General features: G+C 73.0%; 20 protein-coding genes. 10 read left to right on the forward strand and 10 right to left on the reverse strand.

The window, feature by feature from the left end; translation table 11 throughout:
• The first annotated feature begins 107 nt into the window (after window positions 1–107).
• A complete protein-coding gene (locus tag GA0070603_RS22315) occupies window positions 108–1,406 on the forward strand; it encodes an AI-2E family transporter (RefSeq protein ID WP_244282586.1) in 1,299 nt (432 codons plus the stop codon).
• A gap of 53 nt (window positions 1,407–1,459) precedes the next feature.
• Here GA0070603_RS22315 and GA0070603_RS22320 read toward each other — a convergent pair whose 3' ends face one another.
• Window positions 1,460–3,601 carry an ATP-dependent DNA helicase gene (locus tag GA0070603_RS22320; protein ID WP_091317416.1) on the reverse strand — a complete coding sequence of 714 codons (2,142 nt, stop codon included), beginning with the start codon at window positions 3,599–3,601 and terminating at the stop codon, window positions 1,460–1,462.
• 124 nt (window positions 3,602–3,725) lie between these two features.
• Here GA0070603_RS22320 and GA0070603_RS22325 point away from each other — a divergent pair, with 124 nt between their 5' ends.
• Window positions 3,726–4,232 carry a DUF402 domain-containing protein gene (locus GA0070603_RS22325; RefSeq protein WP_091317419.1) on the forward strand — a complete coding sequence of 169 codons (507 nt, stop codon included), beginning with the start codon at window positions 3,726–3,728 and terminating at the stop codon, window positions 4,230–4,232.
• A gap of 7 nt (window positions 4,233–4,239) precedes the next feature.
• On the opposite strand, the gene sigJ is transcribed toward GA0070603_RS22325, so the two are convergent.
• On the reverse strand, window positions 4,240–5,196 hold the full coding sequence (sigJ, locus tag GA0070603_RS22330; RefSeq protein WP_091317422.1) for an RNA polymerase sigma factor SigJ: 957 nt from the start codon (window positions 5,194–5,196) through the stop codon (window positions 4,240–4,242).
• A 117-nt stretch (window positions 5,197–5,313) separates the two neighbouring features.
• Between sigJ and GA0070603_RS22335 the strand changes: the two genes are divergently transcribed.
• From GA0070603_RS22335 to GA0070603_RS22345, 3 genes are all read left to right on the forward strand, one after another.
• On the forward strand, window positions 5,314–6,303 hold the full coding sequence (locus tag GA0070603_RS22335) for a PPK2 family polyphosphate kinase (RefSeq protein ID WP_091317423.1): 990 nt from the start codon (window positions 5,314–5,316) through the stop codon (window positions 6,301–6,303).
• A 120-nt stretch (window positions 6,304–6,423) separates the two neighbouring features.
• Entirely contained in the window at window positions 6,424–7,050 is a 627-nt protein-coding gene (locus GA0070603_RS22340) for a DUF47 domain-containing protein (RefSeq protein ID WP_091267422.1), read from the forward strand.
• A 4-nt stretch (window positions 7,051–7,054) separates the two neighbouring features.
• Window positions 7,055–8,059, forward strand: coding sequence for an inorganic phosphate transporter (locus tag GA0070603_RS22345; RefSeq protein WP_091317426.1), 1,005 nt, complete (start codon window positions 7,055–7,057; stop codon window positions 8,057–8,059).
• A 44-nt stretch (window positions 8,060–8,103) separates the two neighbouring features.
• On the opposite strand, the gene GA0070603_RS22350 is transcribed toward GA0070603_RS22345, so the two are convergent.
• Window positions 8,104–9,072, reverse strand: coding sequence for a Gfo/Idh/MocA family protein (locus GA0070603_RS22350; RefSeq protein ID WP_091317429.1), 969 nt, complete (start codon window positions 9,070–9,072; stop codon window positions 8,104–8,106).
• Window positions 9,073–9,195: 123 nt separating this feature from the next.
• On the opposite strand from GA0070603_RS22350, the gene GA0070603_RS22355 reads away from it, so the two are divergent.
• Window positions 9,196–10,023 (forward strand): NUDIX hydrolase, encoded by an 828-nt coding sequence (locus GA0070603_RS22355; RefSeq protein WP_091317432.1) that lies wholly within the window; start codon window positions 9,196–9,198, stop codon window positions 10,021–10,023.
• A gap of 123 nt (window positions 10,024–10,146) precedes the next feature.
• Here GA0070603_RS22355 and pstB read toward each other — a convergent pair whose 3' ends face one another.
• The 7 genes from pstB to GA0070603_RS22390 form a co-directional block, all read right to left on the reverse strand.
• Window positions 10,147–10,923 carry a phosphate ABC transporter ATP-binding protein PstB gene (gene pstB / locus GA0070603_RS22360; protein ID WP_091317434.1) on the reverse strand — a complete coding sequence of 259 codons (777 nt, stop codon included), beginning with the start codon at window positions 10,921–10,923 and terminating at the stop codon, window positions 10,147–10,149.
• A 20-nt stretch (window positions 10,924–10,943) separates the two neighbouring features.
• Window positions 10,944–12,032 (reverse strand): phosphate ABC transporter permease PstA, encoded by a 1,089-nt coding sequence (gene pstA, locus GA0070603_RS22365; RefSeq protein ID WP_091317437.1) that lies wholly within the window; start codon window positions 12,030–12,032, stop codon window positions 10,944–10,946.
• Window positions 12,029–13,114 carry a phosphate ABC transporter permease subunit PstC gene (gene pstC, locus GA0070603_RS22370; protein ID WP_091317439.1) on the reverse strand — a complete coding sequence of 362 codons (1,086 nt, stop codon included), beginning with the start codon at window positions 13,112–13,114 and terminating at the stop codon, window positions 12,029–12,031. The genes pstA and pstC overlap by 4 nt, the downstream gene beginning before the upstream one ends.
• Window positions 13,115–13,158: 44 nt before the next feature.
• Window positions 13,159–14,262: a phosphate ABC transporter substrate-binding protein PstS gene (gene pstS / locus GA0070603_RS22375; protein ID WP_091317441.1), complete on the reverse strand. Its 1,104-nt coding sequence runs from the start codon at window positions 14,260–14,262 to the stop codon at window positions 13,159–13,161.
• 298 nt (window positions 14,263–14,560) lie between these two features.
• Window positions 14,561–15,487, reverse strand: coding sequence for a mycothiol synthase (gene mshD, locus GA0070603_RS22380; RefSeq protein WP_091317444.1), 927 nt, complete (start codon window positions 15,485–15,487; stop codon window positions 14,561–14,563).
• Between the two features lie 66 nt (window positions 15,488–15,553).
• A complete protein-coding gene (locus GA0070603_RS22385) occupies window positions 15,554–16,423 on the reverse strand; it encodes a polysaccharide deacetylase family protein (protein ID WP_091317446.1) in 870 nt (289 codons plus the stop codon).
• A 166-nt stretch (window positions 16,424–16,589) separates the two neighbouring features.
• Window positions 16,590–17,303: a winged helix-turn-helix transcriptional regulator gene (locus tag GA0070603_RS22390; RefSeq protein ID WP_091267462.1), complete on the reverse strand. Its 714-nt coding sequence runs from the start codon at window positions 17,301–17,303 to the stop codon at window positions 16,590–16,592.
• Window positions 17,304–17,555: 252 nt separating this feature from the next.
• On the opposite strand from GA0070603_RS22390, the gene GA0070603_RS22395 reads away from it, so the two are divergent.
• The 4 genes from GA0070603_RS22395 to GA0070603_RS22405 all read left to right on the forward strand — a co-directional run bounded on the left by GA0070603_RS22395 (window position 17,556) and on the right by GA0070603_RS22405 (window position 20,681).
• Window positions 17,556–18,599, forward strand: coding sequence for a hypothetical protein (locus tag GA0070603_RS22395; RefSeq protein WP_091317449.1), 1,044 nt, complete (start codon window positions 17,556–17,558; stop codon window positions 18,597–18,599).
• 82 nt (window positions 18,600–18,681) lie between these two features.
• Entirely contained in the window at window positions 18,682–19,467 is a 786-nt protein-coding gene (locus tag GA0070603_RS22400) for an LmeA family phospholipid-binding protein (protein WP_091317451.1), read from the forward strand.
• A gap of 83 nt (window positions 19,468–19,550) precedes the next feature.
• Entirely contained in the window at window positions 19,551–19,628 is a 78-nt protein-coding gene (locus GA0070603_RS32490; protein ID WP_311202345.1) for an Ms5788A family Cys-rich leader peptide, read from the forward strand.
• A 204-nt stretch (window positions 19,629–19,832) separates the two neighbouring features.
• Entirely contained in the window at window positions 19,833–20,681 is an 849-nt protein-coding gene (locus GA0070603_RS22405; RefSeq protein WP_091317455.1) for a sulfurtransferase, read from the forward strand.
• The last annotated feature ends 1 nt before the right edge of the window (window position 20,682 follow it).

Genomic DNA, 20,682 nt, shown 5'->3' on the forward strand with positions numbered 1-20,682 from the left:
GCGGGGCGGCAGGGGGGCAATGTGTGGCGCAGTCGCCCTAGGGTGGGGCGGACGGACGTATCCTGTCCCCTTGTCTTCAGGGGCGGACCAGTTTGCGGGAGGTGCGCTTGAGCCGCTTCGAGCGGATGCGTGGACGGCTCCGCCGCGCGTACGAGTCCGGCCGCGAGTCGGCGCGGGCCCGCCGGCCCGACCCGGACCGGTCGCCGGAGGAGTCGGGCCTCGCCTCGCCCTCCGCGCCGGGCCCGGCCGCGCCCCCGACGGCGACAGTGGTGGGCGCGGAGCCGCCGGCCCCCGTGCACGCCTCGACCACCAGCCAGGACGACGTGGAGGTGCCGCACGCGCTGCGGATCGCCGCGGCCTGGTGCTGGCGGCTCATCGTGGTGGGCATCGTCACCTGGTCGCTGCTCAAGATCGTCGGCACCATCCGCATCGTGATCATCCCGCTGGCGGTCGCGCTGCTGCTCTCCGCGCTGCTCGCCCCGGCGGTCGGCTGGCTGCTCAGGGCGCGCCTGCCCCGGTCGCTGGCCACCGGCGTGGTGCTGGTCGGCGGCCTGGCCGCGGTGATCGGCACGCTGACCCTGGTGGTGAACGAGTTCATCCAGGGCGTGCCGGAGCTGAGCGAGAAGTCGTCCCAGGGCGTCCGGCAGATCCAGGACTGGCTCAAGACCGGCCCGCTGCACCTCTCCGACGGCCAGCTCAACCGCTACATCGACGAGGCCCAGAGCTGGATCAACGGCAACACGGAGAAGTTCACCAGCGGGGCGCTCAACACGGCGGCCACCCTGGCCGAGGTGCTCACCGGCACCGTTCTGGTGCTCTTCGCGACGTTCTTCTTCCTCCGGGACGGCAGCAAGATCTGGCGGTTCCTGGTCCGGCTGCTGCCGGTGAACGCCCGCTGGAAGGTGGACGACGCCGGCCGGGCCTCCTGGTCGACGCTCGGCGCCTACGTACGGGCCACCGTGCTGGTCGCCTTCATCGACGCCCTGGGCATCGGCATCTTCCTGGTCATCTTCGACATCCCGTTCGCGTTCCCGCTGGCCGCGCTGGTCTTCCTGGGCGCGTTCATCCCGATCGTCGGCGCCTTCCTGTCCGGCGTGGTGGCCGTCCTGGTAGCGCTCGTCGACAGCGGCCCGGTGACCGCGCTGATCATCCTGGGCGCGGTGATCGGCGTGCAGCAGGTCGAGGGGCACGTGCTCCAGCCGCTGATCATGGGCCGGGCGGTCGCCATCCACCCGCTCGCCGTGATCATCGGCATCGCGGCCGGCGTGGTGCTGGCCGGCATCGCCGGCGCGCTCGTCGCGGTGCCGCTGATCGCCGTGCTCAACACCGCGGTCCGCCGGCTCGCCGCGCGCACCGTGCCGGACACCCCGCCGGACGCCGTGGTGGTCGCCTCCCAGGCGCCCTGACCCGACCGACCCGTCGACGCCCGCGTCGCCCCCACCGGGGGGAGGCGCGGGCGTCAGCTCTTGGCGAGCCGCTCCAGCGCGCCCCGCGCCACGTCCGGGCGGGTGGTGTACCAGAACGGGGGCAGCGAGCGCCGCAGGAACGGGCCGTAGCCCCGGGCGGTCTCCAGCCGGGAGTCGAGCACCGCCACCACGCCCCGGTCGCCGGTGGCCCGGATCAGCCGGCCGACGCCCTGCGCCAGCCGGACCGCCGCGATCGGCACGCTCACCGCCGCGAAACCGGAGCCGCCACCGGCGTCGACCGCCGCCGCCCGGGCCGCGGCGAGCGGCTCGTCGGGCCGGGGGAAGGGCAGCCGGTCGATCACCACGAGCTGGCAGGAGTCGCCCGGCACGTCGACCCCCTGCCAGAGCGACATCACACCGAACAGGCAGCTCTCCCGCTCCTCGCGGAACCGGCGGACCAGCAGCGGCAGCGCCTCCTCGCCCTGCAGCAGCACCGGCAGGTCGGTGCGCGCGCGGAGCAGCTCCGCCGCCTGCTGCGCGGCCCGCCGGGAGGAGAAGAGCCCGAGGGTACGCCCACCGAGCGCCCCGACCAGCGCCAGCAGCTCCTCACCGGCCGCCTCGGGCAGCCCGGAGACGCTGGGCCGGGGCAGGTGCGCAGCGACGTACAGGATGCCCTGCCGGGCGTAGTCGAAGGGTGAGCCGACGTCGAGCGACGTCCAGCCGGGCCCCTCGGTGGCCGGAACCGTGCCGATGGCCGCCCGGCTGCCGTCGGTGCTCGCCACCGGGGGCGTGGTGCCCGTGCGGCCGGCGGCGGCCGCGGTGGCCATCGCGGCGGCGGCCGGGGAGGGCGGGGCGGGCGGCGGCGCGTCCAGCCCCAGCGCCCGGGCCACCGTGTCGAACCGGCCGCCCAGCGCCAGGGTGGCCGAGGTGGCGACCACGGTGCGCTCGTCGTAGAGGTGGGTGGCGAGGGTGCCGGCGACCGACAGCGGGGCCACCACGAGCGCCCGGCGGCTGCCGTTCTCCGGCTTCTCCACCCAGGCCACGTCGTGGTCGGCCTCCTCCAGCAGCCGCTGCGCGGTGGTGGACAGCTCGTCCAGCGCGGCCTTGGCCTGCTGCTTGCGCACCGGGTCCGGGTCGTCGGCCTTGATGTCGCCGATCGCCTCCAGCGCGGCCCGGGTGGCCGCGTCGAGCAGGGTGCACGCCTCGCGCAGCGCGGGCGGCAGGCCGGCGGTGAGCCGCCCGGCCGGGGCCTCGGCCAGCCCCACGGCGAGCGCGTCGCCGGCCTCGGTGAGCCGCTCGGCCACGTCGGGCCGGAGCAGCGGCCGGGCCCGGCGGGCGGACCGGTCGATCAGCTGCGGCTCCAGCTCGGCCTGGGCCGCCGAGGAGACCCGGTCGGCCAGCTCGTGCGCCTCGTCCACCACGAGCAGCTTGTGCGGCGGCACGATGTGCCGGCCCGCGAGCATGTCGACGGCGAGCAGGCTGTGGTTGGTCACCACGATGTCGGCCTCGCGGGCCCGGGCCCGGGACGCCTCCGCGAAGCACTCCTGACCGAACGGGCAGCGGGTGGCGCCCACGCACTCCCGGGCCGGCATCGAGGCGCTGCGCCACACCTGGTCGTCGACGCCCGGGTCCAGCTCGTCGCGGTCGCCCGTGGCGGTCTTCTCCGCCCAGTCGCGCAGCCGCTGCATCTGCTTGCCCAGCCGGCCCGCCTCGCCGAGCCACTTGGTGCCGCCGCCGGGGCGCGGGGCGTCGAAGAGGGTGTCCTCCGGCTCCTCCTCCATCGAGTTGTCCAGCCGGGCCAGGCAGAGGTAGTGGTGCCGCCCCTTGAGCACGGCGAAGGTGGGGCGGCGGCCGAGCACCGGCTCGACCGCGTCGGCAAGCCGGGGCAGGTCGTGGTCGACCAGCTGGGACTGCAACGCCAGGGTGGCCGTGGAGACCACCACCGGGCCGTCCACGGTCAGCGCCGGGGCCAGGTAGGCAAGCGACTTGCCGGTGCCGGTGCCGGCCTGCACGAGCAGGTGCTCGCCGGAGGCGATGCTGCGCTCGATCGCCTCGGCCATCTGCTGCTGGCCGGGCCGGGCGGCGCCGCCGGGGACCGCGCCGACCGCGGCGGCCAGCAGCTCACCGCCGCCGGGCTTGCCGCCCCGGCGCTTCTTGGGAACGGCGGGGCCGGTGGCGGTGCGGGGCGGGGTCACCGTGCGACCGTACCCGCCGCCGCCGACAGGGGATGGGTCGCTCCGCCGCGTGGCGTGGCCGGCGGGTCGCGTCCGGTTACCTGCCGATCGCGTCGCGTGGCCGGAATCGGTTAGGGTGCCAATCATGCCGAGCGACGTGGTCCGCGTGATCTACCGCAAGTACGACGGCAGCGCACACCGCGACTACCCGGCCCGCAGGCTCGCCGAGGACGACCTCGGTGTCTGGCTCGGCGTGCCGGCCGGCACCGAGTCGGTCTACCACGGCCGGCCGTCCGTGGAGCAGATCCCGTTCGTCCTGCTGGTGCCCCGGCACGGCTGGTGGACCGGCATGTTCAACCCCCCGCCGCGCACCAGCGAGGTCTACTGCGACATCGCCACCCCGGCCCGCTGGGAGGGCGAGGAGACGGTCCACCTGGTCGACCTCGACCTGGACGTGGTGCGCCGCCGCGAGACCGGCCTGGTCGAGCTGCGCGACGAGGACGAGTTCGCCGAGCACCGGGCCCGCTGGTCCTACCCGGACGACGTGGTGGCCGAGGCGCAGGCCGCGGCCCGCTGGCTGCTCGGCGCGCTCGGTGACGGCACCGAGCCGTTCGCCACCTCCTACCGGAAGTGGCTGGCCCTGGTGGTCTGAGCCGGCCTCAGAGCCGCGGCGGCCAGTCCTCGTCGGCCCCGACGCCGCCCAGGCGGGCCACCTTCTCCGGATTGAGCTGGTTGAACACGCCGGTGATCCGCCCCTCGTGCACGGCGAACGAGGTGACCATCCGCAGCGGCCGCCCGTCCCGGAACACCGTCTCCGCCTGCCAGCCCAGCGCGCCGTCGACAAGCACCGGCCGGGCGCGCAGGGGGCCGCCCCAGCGGTCGGCCTGGCCGAAGAGGCCGAGGATGAAGCGGCCGGCCAGCTCGGCGCCGACCACCGGCCGGCGGGCGGCCGGGAAGTGCCCGCCGCTGTCGCCGATCACCACCACGTCCGGGGCGAGCACCTCGACCAGCCGGTCCAGCTCCCCGGACTCGACCGCCGCCACGAACGCGGCGAGCACCTTGTGCTGCTCGGCCAGGTCGGCGGTGTGCCGGGGCACGTCCGGCGCGGTGACCGCGCGGCGGCCCCGGGAGGCGAGCTGCCGGGCGGCCGCCGGTGTGGTGCCGAGCACGTCGGCGACAGTGGCGAACGGCACCGCGAAGACGTCGTGCAGCACGAACGCCACCCGCTGCTCCGGGGTGAGCCGCTCCAGCACCACGAGCAGGGCCGTGCCGAGCTGGTCGGCCCGGACCGCCCGCTCGGCCGGGTCGGGGGCGAACCCGTCCGCCGTGGGGGCCGCGCTCACCACCGGCTCCGGCAGCCACTGACCGGGGTACGCCTCGCGGCGTACCCGGGCGGAGCGCAGCACGTCGAGGCAGATCCGTGAGCAGGTGGTGGTGAGCCAGCCCCGCAGGTCGCGGACCTGTGCCCGGGCGGCCGGGTCGGCGAGCGCGCCCGCGTAGCGCAGCCAGGTCTCCTGGACCGCGTCCTCGGCCTCGCTCCGGCTGCCCAGCATCCGCTGCGCCACCGCCAGCAGGTGCCCGCGTTCCGCCTCGAACTCCGCCGCCAGCTCCTGCACGTCGTGCTCCTCCCGCCCGGAGTTCCCATTCTCCCCGTACCCCGGGATACGCCGCGGTCCCCCCGGCGTGGCACCGCTCGGGAGGCGGGCGCGGGCGGGGTGGGTGAGGATCGGGGGATGAGCGGTGGCGACGAGGTGGTGCGGCCCGACGGCGGGTCGATGCGGGAACTGCTCCGGGCCGGCCCCGGCGCGGTGGACCTGGCGGCGGTGGATCCCCGGTCGACACCGGGCCTGCCCGCGGCGTCCGGGCACGGCAAGGGGCGCAAGGAGTGGGCGCGCGGGCAGGTCGAGCTGCTCGGCGCGGAGCTCGGCCGGCAGCAGGAGATGCTGTACGCCTCCGCGAAGGGCGCCGCCGGCCCGGGGAGCGCGACCAGCGCACCCACCCAGGCCGGCGCCCACCTCGACGGTGACCGCCCGCGCCGGGTGCTGCTGGTGCTCCAGGCCATGGACTGCGGGGGCAAGGACGGCACGGTCAAGCGGGTGGCCGGCGCCATGAACCCGCTCGGCCTGCACATCCGCTCGTTCGGCCCGCCGACGGACGAGGAGCGGCGGCACGACTTCCTCTGGCGCATCCGGCGGGCCCTCCCGCCCCCCGGCTACGTGGGCGTCTTCAACCGCTCGCACTACGAGGACGTGCTGATCGCCCGGGTCGAGGGCCTGGTCGACGAGCACACCTGGCGGGGCCGCTACGACCTGATCAACGACTTCGAGCGGGAACTGGCCGACAACGCGGTGACCGTGGTGAAGGTCATGCTGCACATTTCGTACGCCGAGCAGGGCGAGCGGCTGATGGAGCGGCTCACCGACCCGACGAAGTACTGGAAGTACAACCCGAGCGACCTGGACACCCGGGCACGTTGGGACGATTACCAGGCGGCGTACGCCGAGGCGATCGAGCGGTGCGGCCCGGACGACGCGCCCTGGTTCGTGGTGCCGGCGGACCGGAAGTGGTACCGCGACTGGGCGGTGGCGCACCTGCTCAGGGAGACGTTCGACGGGTTGGATCTGGGGTATCCGCCTGCCGATTTCGACATCGCGCGGGAGCGGGACCGGCTGCGGAGCGAGGGTGGCACGGGGCAAGGTGAACAGCAGGTGAACGAGCGGTGAATCGGGCCTGACCAGGGGTGGGCCGGGCGTTGCCCGGTTCCACGGGGTACCTAGCATGCGCAGAGCAGACGCCCTCCGGGGCGGCGGCCACCCTTCCACCGACACGACGAGGTCCGTGCTGTGAAGTTTTCCTTCCGTCCCACCGAGGGCGCCTTCTACGAGCTCTTCACCAGGGCCGCGCAGAACCTGGTGAAGGGAACCGAGCTGCTCAACGAGCTGGCTCTGCCGGGGGTCGAGGTCCAGTCGGTGAGCGAGCGGCTCACCGAGGTCGAGCACGACAGCGACCAGATCACCCACGAGCTCTACAAGAAGATCAACTCCACCTTCATCACCCCGTTCGACCGGGAGGACATCTACCGTCTGGGCTCCCTGCTCGACGACGTGATGGACCACCTCGAGGCGGTCGGCAACCTGCTCTACCTCTACGGCCTCACCAAGCTGCCGTCGCTGCCGCGCGAGATGCACGAGCTGGTGAACGTCCTCGACCAGCAGGCCAAGCTGACCGCCGAGGCGATGCCCCGGCTGAAGTCGATGAAGGATCTCGAGGACTACTGGATCGAGTGCAACCGCCTCGAGAACGACGGTGACCAGGCGTACCGGATGCTGCTGGTCCGCCTCTTCAGCGGTGAGTACGACGCGCTCACGGTGCTGAAGATGAAGGAGGTGGCCGACGAGCTGGAGGCCGCCTGCGACGCCTTCGAGCACGTGGCCAACACCGTCGAGACCATCGCGGTCAAGGAGTCCTGATCCTGTGAGTCCCGAACTCATCGCCGTGCTGGCGGTGATCGTGGTCGCCATGGCGTTCGACTACACGAACGGCTTCCATGACGCGGCCAACGCGATCGCCACCAGCGTGTCCACCCGGGCGCTGACACCCCGGGTCGCCCTCGCGCTGGCCGCCGTCGGCAACTTCGTCGGCGCGCACTTCGGCGCGGGGGTGGCCAAGACGGTCGGCGACGGGCTGGTCACCCTGCCCACCGGGATCGAGAGCCTGGGGGTGGTGTTCGCCGGGGTGCTCGGCGCGATCGCCTGGAACCTGATCACCTGGTACTTCGGGCTGCCCTCGTCCTCGTCGCACGCCCTCTTCGGCGGCCTGGTCGGCGCGACCCTGTTCGCCAACGACGGCGTCGTGCAGTGGGGCAACATCCTCGAGAAGGTCATCATCCCGATGGTCCTCTCGCCGGTCGTCGGCCTGGTGCTCGGCTTCCTGGTGATGCTGGCCATCCTGTGGCTGTTCCGGAAGGGCCAGCCCGGCAAGCTCAACCGTGGCTTCCGCTGGGCGCAGACCGCCTCGGCCGCCGCCATGTCCGTCGGCCACGGCATGCAGGACGCCGCCAAGACCATGGGCATCATCGTGCTGGCCCTCTACACGGGCGGCTTCCAGGAGTCCAAGACGCACATCCCCGGCTGGGTGTTCTGGACCTCCGCGGCCATGCTGGCGGCCGGCACCTACGCGGGCGGCTGGCGGATCATCCGGACCCTGGGTCGGAAGATCATCGACCTGGGCCCGCCCGAGGGCTTCGCGGCCGAGACCGTCGCCAGCGCCGTGCTCTACTTCAACGCCCTGGTGCTGAAGGCCCCGATCTCCACCACGCACACGATCACCTCGGCGATCATGGGTGTCGGCGCGACCAAGCGGCTCTCCGCGGTCCGCTGGAACGTGGCCGGCAACATCGTGATCGCCTGGATCATCACATTCCCGGCCGCCGCGGCCATCGCCTGCCTGGCGTACCTGCTGGTCCGCCCGTTCTTCTAGAGCGCCTGACGTCTGAGGGGTCCTTCGCCGTGGCGGGGGACCCCTCACGCGTAGGAGACGCCGATCCGTTCCTTGATGTCGTCCAGCAGGCCCATGATCTCCAGGGTGGCGGAGTGCGGCACCAGCGGGCTCTCGATCAGCCCGGCCGCCAGGCAGCGCTGCACCTCGATCGCCTCGTGCTGGTAGCCGCCCCCGGTCAGGTCGGCCGGGATGGTCTCCGGCTCCGCGCCGGCCCGGTGCAGCACCGCGGCCCCGGGCCGGTAGAACGGCTCCGGCAGGTCGATCCGGCCGGTGGTGCCGGTGATCGCCGCGGTGATCGCCGTGGCGCCGACCATCCCGCAGCTCAGCGTCGCCACCGCCCCGGAGTCCCAGCCCAGCACCATGCCGGTGTTCTCGTCCACCGCCTCCGGGCTCAGCCTGGCCCAGGCCCGCACGTGGTCGGGGACCCCGAGCACGAGGTGCGCCAGGCTCAGCGGGTAGACCCCGAGGTCGAGCAGGGCACCGCCGCCGAGCGTCCTTGCGCGCATCCGGTGCTCCGGCGGGAACGGGCCGGCCGCCCCGAAGTCCGCCCGGACGTGCGTCACCTCGCCGATGGCGCCGTCCCGGATCAGCTCCAGCACCCGCAGGATGAGCGGGTTGGTCCGCATCCACATGGCCTCCATGAGGAAGAGACCGCGGGCGCGGGCCGTCTCGACCAGCTCCGTGGTGGTGGCCAGGTCGAGCGTGCACGGCTTCTCCACCAGCACGGCCTTGTCGCCCGCCAGGCAGGTCAGGGCCGCCTCGTGGTGGGCGGCGTGCGGGGTGGCGACGTAGATGACGTCCACGTCCGGGTCCGCGGCCAGTTCCGCCCAGGAGGCGTACGCCCGGGGCACGTCGTGCCGCCGGGCGAACAGCTCGGCGCTCTCCCGGGTACGCGAACCGACCGCCACCAGCTCGGCCCCCGGTGCCAGCCGCAGGTCCTCGGCGAAGCGGGCGGCGATGCGGCCGGTGGCCAGGATTCCCCAACGCGTCATGCCGGCACGCTATCCCGGGACGTCGTATGACCGGGCAGAAGATCCACCCGTCGGGAAACCACGGCCGACCAGGGGGACCGCTGCCGGACTGGTGATCGACTGGGCGGGAACTAGGCTCGGGTCATGACGATCGACGGCTTCGCCGCACCCCCCGCCCTGGTGGAGCACGCCCGCCGGTTCCGCGCCGAGGGTGGTGTGCCGGCCGTGCCCCGGGTCGCCGCCACCGTGCTGCTGCTCCGCCCGGCCGGCGCCGACTTCGAGGTCTACCTGATCCGCCGGGTGGCCGCGATGGCCTTCGGTGGGATGTACGCCTTCCCCGGCGGCGGTGTGGACCGCTCCGACTCGCAGACCCACCTGGACTGGGCCGGCCCGACGCCGGCCGCGTGGGGCGAGCGGCTCGGCCTCGACCCGGCGGCCGCGCAGGCGGTGACCTGTGCCGCCGCGCGGGAGGTCTTCGAGGAGGCCGGTGTGCTGCTGGCCGGCCCCGACGGCGGGACCGTGGTGGGCGACGTGAGCGGGGACGACTGGGAGGCGGCCCGGCAGGATCTGGTGGCCCGGCGTACCGGCTTCGCCGACCTGCTGGCGGGGCGGGGCCTGACCCTCCGCTCCGACCTGCTGCTGCCGTGGAGCCGCTGGATCACCCCGGAGTTCGAGCCGCGCCGCTTCGACACGTACTTCTTCGTGGCCCTGCTGCCGGAGGGGCAGCGGACCCGGGACGTCTCCGGCGAGGCCGACCACACGCTGTGGCTGCGTCCGGCGGACGCCCTGGCCCGGGCGGAGGCCGGCGAGCTGACCATGCTCCCGCCCACGATGGTCACCCTGGCCCAGGTCGCGGCGGCCGGCGACCTGGCCGGCGTGGCCCGAGCGGCGGCGGACCGTGACGCGTCAACCCCGGTGACCCCGAGCCTGGACCTGCCCGAAGACGGCGAACCCCGCTTCATCCTGTCCTGACCCCTCCCGCCCCCGCGCCCCCCGGCCCCCGGCGATCTTGCACTTGGTGCCCCGGCAAACGGGGCGTATCGGTGCAGGTCGAGGGCCGAAAGTGCAAGATCGCGCGGGGGGCAGGGCGGCGGTTCAGCCGAAGCGGCCGGTGATGTAGTCCTCGGTCTTCTTCTGGCTCGGGTTGCTGAAGATCTTCTGGGTGTTGTCGTACTCGATGAGCCGGCCCGGGTCGCCGGTCTTCTCGATCGAGAAGAAGGCGGTCCGGTCCGACACCCGGGCGGCCTGCTGCATGTTGTGCGTCACGATGATGATGGTGAACTTGTCCTTGAGCTGGAACATCAGGTCCTCGATGGCCAGCGTCGAGATCGGGTCCAGCGCCGAGCAGGGCTCGTCCATGAGCACCACCTGCGGCTCGACCGCGATGGTCCGGGCGATACAGAGCCGCTGCTGCTGACCACCGGAGAGGCCGGCGCCGGGCTTGCCGAGCCGGTCCTTCACCTCGTCCCACAGGTTCGCCGAGCGGAGCGCCTTCTCGGCCGCTTCCTCCAGGATCGACTTGCGCCGCACGCCGTTGAGCCGCAGGCCGGCCACCACGTTCTCGAAGATGCTCATGGTGGGGAACGGGTTCGGCCGCTGGAAGACCATGCCGATCATCCGGCGGACCGCGGTGACGTCCACGTCCCGGTCGTAGATGTCCTGGTTGTCGATGGTCAGGCTGCCCTCGACCCGGGCGCCCGGGAGCACCTCGTGCATCCGGTTGATCGACCGCAGGAAGGTGGACTTGCCGCAGCCGGACGGCCCGATGAGGGCGGTGACGGTCTTGGGCTCGACGGTCAGGCTGATGTTCTCGATCGCCTTGAACCCGCCGTAGTAGGCGGTGACGTCGGTGGCTTCGATGCGCTTGGCCATGGTGGTGGTACCTCCGGGGTTCATCGGCCGAGCCGGTTGCGACGGGCCAGCAACTTCGCCGCGACGGTCAGGATGAGGACGAGGGCGACCAGGGTCAGCGCCGCGGTCCACGCCCGTGCCGGCGAGTACTTCGAGGCCTCGCCGGCCTGCTGGTAGACGAAGAGAGCCAGCGACGACTGGTTGTTCTCGAACGGGTTGAAGTTGATCGCGGCGCCGCCGCCGGCCACGAGCAGCACCGGCGCGGTCTCGCCGGCGGCCCGCGCGATGGCGAGCATGATGCCGGTGACGATGCCGGGCAGCGCGGTCGGCAGCACGACCCGCAGGATGGTCTTCCACTTCGGCACGCCGAGGGCGTACGCGCCCTCGCGCAGCGGAGCCGGCACGAGGCGGAGCATCTCCTCGGTGGAGCGGACCACGGTCGGGAGCATGAGCACGCTCAGCGCCAGCGCGGCGGCGAAGCCGGAGAAGCCCGGCCGGCCGTCGTTGAACCACGGCGAGACGATCAGCACCCAGAAGGCCAGCACGAACAGGCCCGTGACGATCGACGGGATGCCGGTCATCACGTCCACGAAGAAGCGGATGGTGAAGGCGAACCGGCCCCGGCCGTACTCGACCACGTAGATCGCGCAGAGCACGCCGAGCGGGACGGTGATCAGCGTGGCGATGCCGACCTGCTCCAGGGTGCCGACGATGGCGTGGTACGCGCCGCCGTTGGCGTCCCGGGCCCCGATGTTGTTCATCGAGGTGCCGAAGAAGTTGCCGTCGAGCCGCTCGGCGCCCTTGCTGACCAGGGTCCAGACCACCGAGGCGAGCGGCAGCACCGCCAGCACGAAGGCGGAGTGGATCAGCGCGCTCCAGGTCCGGTTGCGGGCGGCCCGGCGGCCCTCCACCGCGTTCGCGGCGGCGTAGAGGCCGGCCAGGTAGAGCAGCGCGCCGACGACCACGACCAGGACCGGGCCGCCGATGCCGGCGCCGTACACGATGCCCGCCGAGGCCAGCAGGGCCACGACGGCGATGGCGGGCGCGGCGTACGCCGGAAGCCGCCGGGCCCGCAGCGAGACCGGCTGGGCCGGTGGCTGCGGGCGGTGGGAGGTGACGGTGGCGGTCATGCGGCTGACTCCGTGAACTCGCGGCGGCGGTAGATGATCGCCCGCGCGGTGATGTTGACGATCAGCGTGATCGCGAAGAGCACCAGGCCGGAGGCGATCAGCGCGCCCCGGCCGGTGTCGTTCGCCTCGGCGAACCGGTTCGCGATGTTCGCGGCGATCGAGTTGCCACCGCTCTGGAGGACGTTGAACGAGATGGCGTACGTGGAGCCGAGGGTCAGCGCCAGGGCGATGGTCTCGCCGAGCGCCCGGCCGAGGCCGAGCATCACGGCGGCGATCACGCCCGGCCGGCCGTAGGGCAGGACTGCGGTGCGGACCATCTCCCACCGGGTGGCGCCCAGCGCGAGGGCGGCCTCCTCGTTGGCGGTCGGGGTCTGCCGGAACACCTCGCGGGAGAGCGAGGTGACGATCGGCAGCACCATGATCGCCAGCACCACCGAGCCGAGCAGGATCGAGTTCCCGTACGGGCCCTCGCCGAAGATCGGGATCCAGCCGAAGTAGCGGTTCAGCCAGGCCGACAGGTCGGCGACGGGCTGGGCGAAGTAGTCCCGGCCCCAGAGGCCGAAGACCACGCTGGGCACGGCGGCCAGCAGGTCGATCAGCCCGCCCAGGCCGTTGCCCAGCCGGCGCGGGGCGTAGTGCGACAGGTAGAGGGCGATGCCCAGCGCCACCGGCACCGCCATGAGCAGGGCGAGCAGCGCGGTGAGCACGGTGCCGAAGGCGAGCGCGCCGATGCCGAACTTCGGCGGGTCGTCGTTCGGGAACCAGCCCTCGAAGGTCCAGAAGGACTCGCTGTTGGCCCGCAGGGCCGGCACGGCCTTGGCGATCAGGAAGATCGCGATGGCCGCGATGACCACCAGGACGGTGGTGCCGGCGGCCAGGGTCAGGCCACGGAACGCCCGTTCCGCGCCGAAGGCCCGGGCCCGGGGCAGCCCGCCGCCGCCACCGAGACCGTTGTCGGGCATGCCCGGGATACCGGAGGGCTCGGCCACACGCGCCGAGGCACCGGCGGGCCGCTCGTGGCTCGTGGCCACGCGGGTCCCGCCGGTGCCGGCGTGCGCCGAGCGGTGAGGGGTGTCACCCATCTGCTCGCTCGCTTCGGGGTAGAGGAGGTGTCTCGGTCAGCGGGTCAGGAGAGGCTCTTGACCGCGGTCTCGACCTTGGCGCGGACGGTCTCGGGCAGCGGGGCGTAGCCCAGCTCGACCAGGTCCTGCTGGCCCTCGGCGCTGGCGGCGTGGCCCAGCAGGCCCTTGACCAGCGGCAGCTTGTCGGCCGCGAGGCCCTTGCTGCAGACGATCTCGTAGGTCGCCAGGACGATCGGGTACGCCCCGGCCTCCGTGGTGTTGTAGTCGATCGACATCTTGAGGTCGTTGCCCTGGCCCTCGAACTTGGCCCCGGCGATGGTCTTGCCGGCCGACTCGGCGGTCAGCTCGGCGAACTCACCGGCGCCGTTCTTGACCTTGGCCTTCTTCAGGCCGCCGTTCTCGGCGTACGACCACTCGACGTAGCTGATGGTGCCGTCGGTGCTCTTGACCTTGCTGGCCACGCCGTCGGACTTGGCGGCGCCGACGCCGCCCGGGGCCTTCCACGCCTTGGCGTTGCCGAAGGTCCAGTCGGAGGCGGCGGTCTTCGACAGGTACTTGGTGAAGTTGTCGGTGGTGCCCGACTCGTCGGAGCGGTGCACCGCCTGGATCGCGGTCGACGGCAGCTTGGCGTCCGGGTTGTCGGCCTTGATGGCCGGGTCGTCCCACTTGGTCACCTTGCCGGCGAAGATCTTCGCCAGGGTGGCCGGGGTGAACTGGAGGTTGTCCGCGCCGGTGACGTTGTAGACGACGGCGACCGGGCCGATCACCATCGGCAGGTTGAGGGCCTGGCCGCCGCTGCACTTGGCGTCCGCCTGCGGCTGCTCCTCCGGCTTGAGCGCGGAGTCGGAGCCGGCGAAGTCGGCGGTGCCGGCGATGAAGGCCTGGATGCCGGCGCCCGAGCCGGTGGGCTCGTAGTTGATCGTGGTGCCGGCGCACTTCTGCTGGTACGCCTTGATCCACTCGGCCATGGCGTTCTTCTGGGCGGAGGAACCCTGCGCGTTCAGCGTGCCCTTGCCGCAGTCGACCGCGGCGGCCGAGCCGGAGGCGGACGTGCTGGTCGACTCGTTGTTGTCCGAGCCGCAGGCGCTGAGACCGAGCACCGCGGTAAGAGCGAGGCAGGCAATGGCGCCGTGCCGCTGGAGCTTCACCTGAGGGGTTTCCCTTCACGTCTTTGGTCAGGTCGCCCGGTCTCCCGGGTGCCGGCGCTGACCGGCTGACACGAAAGGTAGGAGTGCCAGGTAGACGGTTCGCCGGTCGGAAGTGAACGGAAGATGAACAGGCGCGGCCGGCCGGGTGGCCATAGCCTGAGGGCCGGTTGTCCGTTTCGTGAACTCGCGACCCACTATCGCTAATAATACGATTTTTCCGGGCACCCGTTATCCGGCTGAGTCCACCGCGTGACGCGGCCGTGACCGCTTCCCGGGACGGCGAAAGGTGGCGTGACCCTCAGCCGAGGTGGTAGTTCACGTGGGCGGACCAGCGGGCGAAGCCGAGCCGCTCGTAAAGGGCCACCGCGGCCGTGTTCGACTCGTCCACGTAGAGCATCACCCGGTCGAGCCCGCGCCGGTCCCGCAAATAGGCCAGGCCGGCGGTGGTGAGCGCGCGGCCGAGGCCACCACGGTGTGCGCCCGGGTCCACGCCGAGCACGTAGACCTCGCCGATCCGGGCCGAGCCCGGGCGCTCGTGCACCTTGGTCCAGTGGAAGCCGAGCAGGCGGCCGGTGGCCGCGTCCTCGGCGATCAGCAAGCCGGCCGGGTCGAACCACGGCTCGGCGAGGCGTACGCGCAGGTCGGCGGGGGTCCACCGGCCCTGCTCGGGGTGCTGGGCGAAGGCGGCGTTGTTGACCGCGAGCCAGGCGTCGTCGTCCTCACCGGGACGGAACGCGCGCAGCAGTATCCCGTCGGGCAGCGTGGGCTCGGGCAGCGCGGCGGTCAGCGGGCGGCGCAACTGCCACAGCACCCGGGCGCGGGCGAAGCCCAGGTCGACCGCGAGCGCGGCGGCGGACGGGTGGTCGCCGTGCGCCCACGCGCGCAGCGGCCCGGACGCGGCGGCCAGCACGCCCCGCGCGAGGGCCCGCCCGGTGCCCCGCCGCCGGTACGCCGGATGCACCACCAGCTCCACCCCGATCCCGTCCCCGGGCGTCGTGGTGTCGAGGTGGGCGTACCCGGTCAGGGTGTTGTCGGCGGCCCGGGCCGTGAGGTGCACGGCGGGCGCCTCCGGGTCGCGCAGCCGGAGCAGCACGTGCTCGTCGAGCGGGTCGGCGCCGTCCGCGTCGCCGGCGACGCGGGCCAGCGCCAGCACCTCGGCGACCTCTACCGGCGCCAGCCGGTCGGCGCGGGCGACACGGTCGGCGGTCGGCGCGGTGCTGCTCATTCCGCCACCGTAGCGGCCGGCGAGCCGCCGATCATGCCGGACGCGGGCGCCGGACGGTGGCGGTGGTCACGTGGTGCCGGTGGGCAGCGCCTCCAGCTGGAAGCGGTGCATCAGTTCGGGGAGCAGGCTCTGCAACGCCTCGACCGTGCCGGAGCGGTCGCCGCCCGCGTCGTGCATGAGCACGATCGAGCCGGGCCTGGTCTCCGCCAGCACCGTCTGGGTGATCTTGGCGGCTCCGGGCACCTGCCAGTCCGTCGGGTCCACGGCCCAGTGCAGCGGTGTCATGCCCAGGTCCTCGCAGACCGAGACCACCGGGTACGTCCACGCCCCGCCCGGCTGCCGGAAGTACGCGATCCGCGCGTCCGGCGCCGCCGCCCGGATCGCGTCGTTGGTGCGCAGGAGGTCGTCGCGGATCGTGACCGGCGAGCGCTTGCCCAGGGTGATGTCGTGGTTCCACGAGTGGTTGCAGAGGGTGTGCCCGTCGGCCACGATCGACCGCACCAGGTCCGGGTGGCTCTCGGCGTTCTCGCCCACCACACAGAAGGTGGCCTTCACGCCGTACTCCTTGAGCAGGGCGAGCACCTGCGGTGTCCACTGTGGGTCGGGGCCGTCGTCGAAGGTCAGCGCGATCCGGGTCGAGCCGGTGGAGGTCCGCGCGCCGTACGGGCCCTCGCTGTCGTCGGGCTGGCGGGCGTCGTCCGACGCGCTCGGGCTGGCGTCGGGGCTCGGCCCGCCGTAACCGCCGCCCGGCGGGCCGGGGAACTCGGTGCTGGGCGGCTGGTCGCCGTAGTGCGGGGTGTGGATGCTGGCGGCCACACCGGTGTCCCGGTCCGGGTGGTCGGGCACCAGGCTGCGCCCGAGCGCGTACGCGGAACCGAGCAGCGCGGCCACCACAAGCGTCACCATCCCCGCCGCCCGCAGCGTCGACGCCGACATCAGCAGACCCGACCGTTCGTCGCCCCCGTGGTCACCACACGCACCGTCGCCCCCTTCGCCCGGCGGATCCCGGCAGATCCGGCAGTCAGATTAGGTCCGACTGAGCGGGCAAAAAGGGCGAACCGGAGGAAGCATCCCCGATGGGGGACGGTGCGGAGGTCTCGGGTCAGACCGGCAGCGGGGCGGGCTCCGACTCCGGCAGCGACCGCGACGGCGGCACGACGAACTTGTAGCCCACCTGGCGCACCGTGCCGATCATCGACTCGTACTCGGAGCCGAGCTTGGCGCGCAGCCGCCGGACGTGCACGTCGACGGTGCGGGTGCCGCCGAAGTAGTCGTAGCCCCAGACCTCGCGCAGCAACTGGTCCCGGGTGAACACCCGGCCCGGGTGCTGGGCGAGGAACTTGAGCAGCTCGAACTCCTTGTAGGTGAGGTCGAGCGGGCGACCCTTCAGCTTGGCCGCGTAGGTGTCCGGGTCGATGGTCAGCTCGCCGGCCCGGATCGAGCCGCCGGCACCCGCCGTGGCGTTGCTCAGCCGGCCGACCGCGAGCCGCAGCCGGGCCTCCACCTCCGCCGGACCCGCGCCGGCCAGGATCACGTCGTCCACGCCCCAGTCGGCGTTCAGCGCGATCAGCCCGGCCTCGGTGACGACCGCGACGAGCGGGACGCCCAGCCCGGTGGCGTGCAGCATCCGGCAGGTTGCGCGGGCCTCGCTCAGCTCGGCGCGGGCGTCCACCAGGACGGCGTCCGGGGTCGGGCCGGAGACCAGCGTGCGCACGTCACGCGGCGCGGTGCGGACCGAGTGCGGCAGCAGGTCGAGTGCCGGCAGCACGGCCGATGGCTCACCTGCGCGTGCGGTCACCAGCAGCAGGAGCTCCACACGATCACCTCCGTCCCGGCGGCTCTCCGGCCGCGCGCGACCAGCGGCACTCCCGAGGGGTGTGGCGCTGAGAATTTGCGTGGGTCCCGGCGTCGCTGACGGGGCGGGTAACGGCTTGAGCGTAACGGATGACCCGGCCGTCACCTCTGCGCCCTTTCCTGTTTGTCGGATCTGCCCCCGATCGCGGCCCAGGTTTTAACGTTGCCGAAACCGTGACTCCGCCGGGCCGGGCCGGTCTGGCACGATCGGGGCGTGTTTCCCTCGACCTCGCCCGACACCGGCCGCGACCCGTGGTCCGGCGACCCGGCACCCGCGCCCGCCGGCCCCGCCCGTGGCTACCCGCCGGCCCCGCGAACCGGCCCGGCCGACGACGACGGGCGGGAGCGGAAGGGTCCCCGCCGGCTCCGCAAGGGCGGGCCGGGCCGGCGCCCGGACGACGAGTCCGACGAGGCGCCCGAGGAGGAGGTGCCGCCGGTCCCGGTGCGCCGCCCGCTCGCGCTGACCGTCGCGGGCTTCGCCGCGCTGCTCGGCGTGGGCCTGGTGCTCGGCGCGCAGACCGCCGGCCCGGGGCACCGGCTGCCGTTCGCGTTCATCATCTTCGGCGTCCAGCTGCTCTTCGTGCTGTCCTGGACGATGGCCATGCGCCCACCGGCGCTGCTGGTCGTCGCGCTGGTGAGCGCCGCTTCGGCCGGGATCGCCGACGCCGCCGCGGTGCAGTCGGAGATCGCCGGCCTGGCCCCGCTCGGCTACGCGGCGGCCGCCGGCCTCGTGCTCGCCGTGCTCGGCCAGCTCTTCCGGCGGGTGGACCGGGTCCGGGTCACCGACTCGCTGGGCAGCACCCTGCTGATCGTGGTGGGCGTGGTCGCGTTCGCCACGCTGATCGTGCTCAGCCGGGTCCCGAAGGGCACCCAGGCGATCACCGTCTGCCTCACGGCCACCGGGGTGGCCCTGCTGGTGGCCCGGCTCACCGACGCCGTCGCCCCCTGGCCCCGGCTCGCCCCGCAGGTGCCCCGGGGCGCCGCCGGCGTGGTCGCGGGAGCCATGCTCGGCACCCTGACCAGCGCCGTGCTCGGCAGCTACCTGGTCGGCTTCACCCCGACCAGCGCCGCGCTTGTCGGCCTGGTCACTGCGGGCACTGCCGTGCTGGCCGACCTCGCCGTCGGGTACGCCGAGGCGGGCCGGCTCATGGCCGGTGAGCCGCCGACCATGTGGGTCGCCCGGCACATGCAGGGCCCCCTGGGCGGCTTCGCGCTCGCCGCGCCCGCCGCGTACGCCATGTGCGTGCTCTTCCTCTGAGCCGTGCGGTTGGGCCGACGGCGCCTCGGGTAAGTACGGTTGCGCCGCGAGACGCGGTGATGCGGCGAGGGCAGGAGGCGGCGTGGCAGAGGCGTACCCGGCGAACGAGGGCCGGCCCCGACGGCGGGGCCGGAAGGTGCTTGTCGGTTTCATCGTCCTGCTGCTGGTCCTGGCCGGGCTCCTGGTCGTCGCCGACCGGGTGGCCGCCGGCGTCGCCGAGCGGGCCATCGCCGACCAGGTCAAGAAGGAGGTCGCCAAGCAGGACGCGCAGTCCGCGGCGCCCCAGGTCGAGGTGGGCGGCTTCCCGTTCCTCACCCAGGTGCTCGCCGGGAAGTACGAGCGCATCTCCATCGTGCTGACCGACGTGCAGGGCAACGTGCAGGGCGACGCGGTGAGCGTGCCCCGGCTGGACGTGGACGCCCGCGACGTCAAGGCGTCGCTGGACACCCTCCGCTCCGGGCGGGGTGACGTGGTGGCCGAGAGCGTCGACGGCCGGGGCACCGTGACCTACGACAGCCTGGCCAAGCTGCTCGACCGGCCCGGGCTCACCCTCGGCGAGCGGAACGGCAAGCTCGCGGTCACCGCGCCGGTCGACATCCTCGGCGCCAAGCTCACCGTCAACGGCACCGCCGACGTGTCCGTCGCCAACGGCAAGGTGGCGCTGCGCTTCAACGACCTGACCGCCGAGGGCCTGCCCAACCTGCCGCTCGCGAAGACGCTGCTGGCCAACTACGCCAGGGGCATCTCGGTCGACGTGCCCCTCCCGGAGCTGCCGTTCCAGCTCAACGTGCGCAAGGTGGAGCCCAGGCCGGAGGGTCTGGTGGTCACCGCCGACGCGCGGAACGTGCCCATCAACTCGGCCGGCTGAGACCGGCCCGCACTCGCGCCCGGTGTCCCGGATGCTGGTCGGCCCGGTGGCGCCCATCGGGCCGGCTGGTAGTCTCCCTCTCCATGGGGACGCTCCTCACCAAACGGCGCGCGGTCGACCTGTGCCGCGTGGCCACCTGCCTGTGTCGCCCCGTCATCTGACGGCGGGGCTGTCCTCGGCCGCCTAGCGGCCACCGGCACGCAGGGTCCGCGTACCCTCCGGCTCTCCCCCTGATCGCCCGGCAGCGGCGCCGTCGCACGTACCCGTGATCCGTTCCTAGCTCTGGGTCCCGCGCGTGGTGCGACAATCACCGACTTCGATCTCCGCGCGCTGGCTCACCATCCATCCTCACAGGGAGTGATCTGATGAGTCGCGACACCGCACTCGTCTCGGCCGAGTGGGCCGAGAAGAACATCGACGCCCCGGGCGTCGTCTTCGTCGAGGTCGACGAGGACACCTCGGCCTACGACACCGGCCACATCGCCGGCGCCGTCAAGCTCGACTGGCGCACCGACCTCCAGGACCCGGTGCGCCGGGACTTCGTCAACCAGGCCCAGTTCTCCGAGCTGCTCTCGGCGCGGGGCATCGGCAACGACGACACCGTGATCCTCTACGGCGGCAACAACAACTGGTTCGCCGCGTACGCGTACTGGTACTTCAAGCTCTACGGCCACCGTGACGTGAAGCTGCTCGACGGCGGCCGCAAGAAGTGGGAGCTGGACGCCCGCCCGCTGGTCACCGACACGGTGGAGCGCCCCGCCACGCAGTACGTCGCGCAGGCGCCGGACACCTCGATCCGCGCCTTCCGCGACGAGGTGGTCGACGCGATCGGCACCAAGAACCTCGTCGACGTGCGCAGCCCCGACGAGTACGCCGGCCGGCTGCTCGCCCCGGCCCACCTCCCGCAGGAGCAGGCCCAGCGCGCCGGCCACGTGCCGACCGCGATCAGCGTCCCGTGGTCCAAGGCGGCCAACGAGGACGGCACCTTCAAGTCCGACGACGAGCTGCGCAAGATCTACGCCGACGCCGGGCTGGACGACAGCCGCGAGACCATCGCCTACTGCCGGATCGGCGAGCGCTCCTCGCACACCTGGTTCGTGCTTCAGGAGCTGCTCGGCCACCGCAACGTGAAGAACTACGACGGTTCCTGGACCGAGTACGGCTCGCTGGTCGGCGTGCCGGTCGCGCTCGGCGACGAGCCCGGGGAGGCGTGAT

It is taken from the genome of Micromonospora chersina, from assembly GCF_900091475.1.
In the GTDB taxonomy this organism is placed as follows: domain Bacteria; phylum Actinomycetota; class Actinomycetes; order Mycobacteriales; family Micromonosporaceae; genus Micromonospora; species Micromonospora chersina.